The sequence below is a fragment of the Nocardioides sp. genome (assembly GCF_024509035.1).
Classification (GTDB): domain Bacteria; phylum Actinomycetota; class Actinomycetes; order Propionibacteriales; family Nocardioidaceae; genus Nocardioides.
Map to the genome: position 1 here is coordinate 1 of NZ_JANINT010000383.1, position 1,731 is coordinate 1,731.

Here is a 1,731-nt window from a genome sequence, read left to right on the forward strand (position 1 = left end):
GGAGTGGAGCATCGCCCAGGTGCTCTCGCACCTCGGCAGCGGGGCGGAGATCTTCCACAAGCCCGTCGGCCGCGCTGCGGGGGTGCCGGTCACCGAGGAGGACAACCAGGCCGTGTGGGCTCGGTGGGACGCCGCGAGCCCGGTGGACCAGGCGGCCGGTTTCGTCGAGCACGACGGCCGGTTCGTCGACCTGCTGGAGTCGCTGACGCCCGAGCAGCGCTCGACGCTCACCGTCGACCTCGGCTTCCTGCCCGAGCCGGTGCCGCTCGTCGTGGCGCTCGGCATGCGGCTCAACGAGGTCGCCGCGCACGCCTGGGACGTGCGCGTCGGTCTCGACCCGTCCGCCGGCATCGAGCCCGCCTCGGCGGAGCTGCTGGTGGAGCTGCTCGCCGGACCTCTGGCGTTCCTGCTCGGGTTCTCGGCGAAGGCCGAGCGGCTCGCCGAGCCCGCTCGCGTGGCGATCCCCGGCGGCGGCATCGTCGTCACCGACCAGGTCGCCGTGACCACCGAGCTCGCCGATCCGACGGCGACCTTCGAGGGGGAGCAGGAGGCCGCCGTACGGATGATCACCGGTCGACTCCGCCCCGAGGTCACCCCCGACGGTGTCGCGGTCACCGGCAACGTGACCCTCGACGACCTGCGGAAGGTCTTCCCGGGCTACTGATCACGTCGACCCGCCCGAAAGTTTCGGGCGGGTCGACTCAGGCGGCGAGGCAGACCGGCCCGGAGATCTCCCCGACGGTGAGTCGGCGGGTCACCCGCGCGGTGAGGTCGACCAGCCGTAGCCCGAGCGCCCCGGCGACCGCGCCGAGCACCTCCGAGCTGGGCTCCTTGCGGCCTCGCTCGACCTCGGAGAGGTACTGCGTGGAGACCCCGGCGTGCTCGGCGACGTCGGCCAGCGTCCGGCCCGCCGTACGCCGTTCCTCGCGCAGCTCGTGCCCCACGGCCTCGCGCCACAGCGGCTCGGGCTCGGGGCCGGGGGAGCGGTGCGGCGGGACCGGGAATGCGACGACGTCACCCATGGCCCGACTCTACGCACGGGCACCCGCTACGGGGCCGCGGTTCGCTCAGGGCGAACCACCCGGCGCCAGAACCCGCGCGCGGCGCCTCAGCTGCCGGGCATCCAACGGTCGTCGGGGTTGAGGTCGGGTTGGTCGGTGACGGTCTGCAGGAGGCTGGCCGCGTCGTGAGAGTTTCGTGGGGTCGCGGCGGCGAGCAGCGCCTCCTCGCCCTGGTCGCCGGTGAGGTCAGGCGGGACGACCAGCACCCGAAGCGTCCTGCGGTCGGAGGTCGTCAGCAGGATCAGGTGGGTGTCGTCGCGGGGGAACGAGCCCACCTTGACGAAGCCGTGGCGCACCGGGATCCGGCGGGGAGCGGGCTCCCAGTCGGGCGGCGAGTAGATCGCTCGCTGGATCCTGCCCAGCTCGGGAGGGAAGCCCGCGACGAGTACGGGGAGCTCGGTCACGAGGTCGCGGCTGTGTGGCCACCAGCCGCCGTCCAACGTGTCGCGTCCGGGCGTGGCCGTCATCCGGAGCCGCAGCCCCGTCGAGGTGGAGTAGGGGGTGTTCGGCGCCATGACGCCCGCCTCTCGACCGGCTCGGTGCTCCGAGGTGGAGCTTCCGCAGCGGTCAGTCACCTCGACCTTACGCCGCCGGCTCTAGTTGGACGGCTTCTCCGACCCCACGACCCACATCGCGAAGAACTGCGAGCCGCCGCCATAGGCGTGGCCGA

3 protein-coding genes are annotated in these 1,731 nt (G+C 73.1%); 1 reads left to right on the forward strand and 2 read right to left on the reverse strand.

Going from position 1 to position 1,731, the window contains the following annotated elements; all coding sequences use genetic code 11:
• Positions 1-664: maleylpyruvate isomerase family mycothiol-dependent enzyme (locus Q0L15_RS21895; RefSeq protein ID WP_296606934.1), on the forward strand; the 664-nt coding region annotated here is incomplete at its 5' end.
• Positions 665-701: 37 nt separating this feature from the next.
• Here Q0L15_RS21895 and Q0L15_RS21900 read toward each other — a convergent pair.
• Both Q0L15_RS21900 and Q0L15_RS21905 read right to left on the reverse strand, forming a co-directional pair.
• Entirely contained in the window at positions 702-1,022 is a 321-nt protein-coding gene (locus tag Q0L15_RS21900; RefSeq protein ID WP_296606936.1) for a helix-turn-helix transcriptional regulator, read from the reverse strand.
• 86 nt (positions 1,023-1,108) lie between these two features.
• Positions 1,109-1,576 (reverse strand): DUF5994 family protein, encoded by a 468-nt coding sequence (locus Q0L15_RS21905; RefSeq protein ID WP_296606937.1) that lies wholly within the window; start codon positions 1,574-1,576, stop codon positions 1,109-1,111.
• Positions 1,577-1,731: the final 155 nt, after the last annotated feature.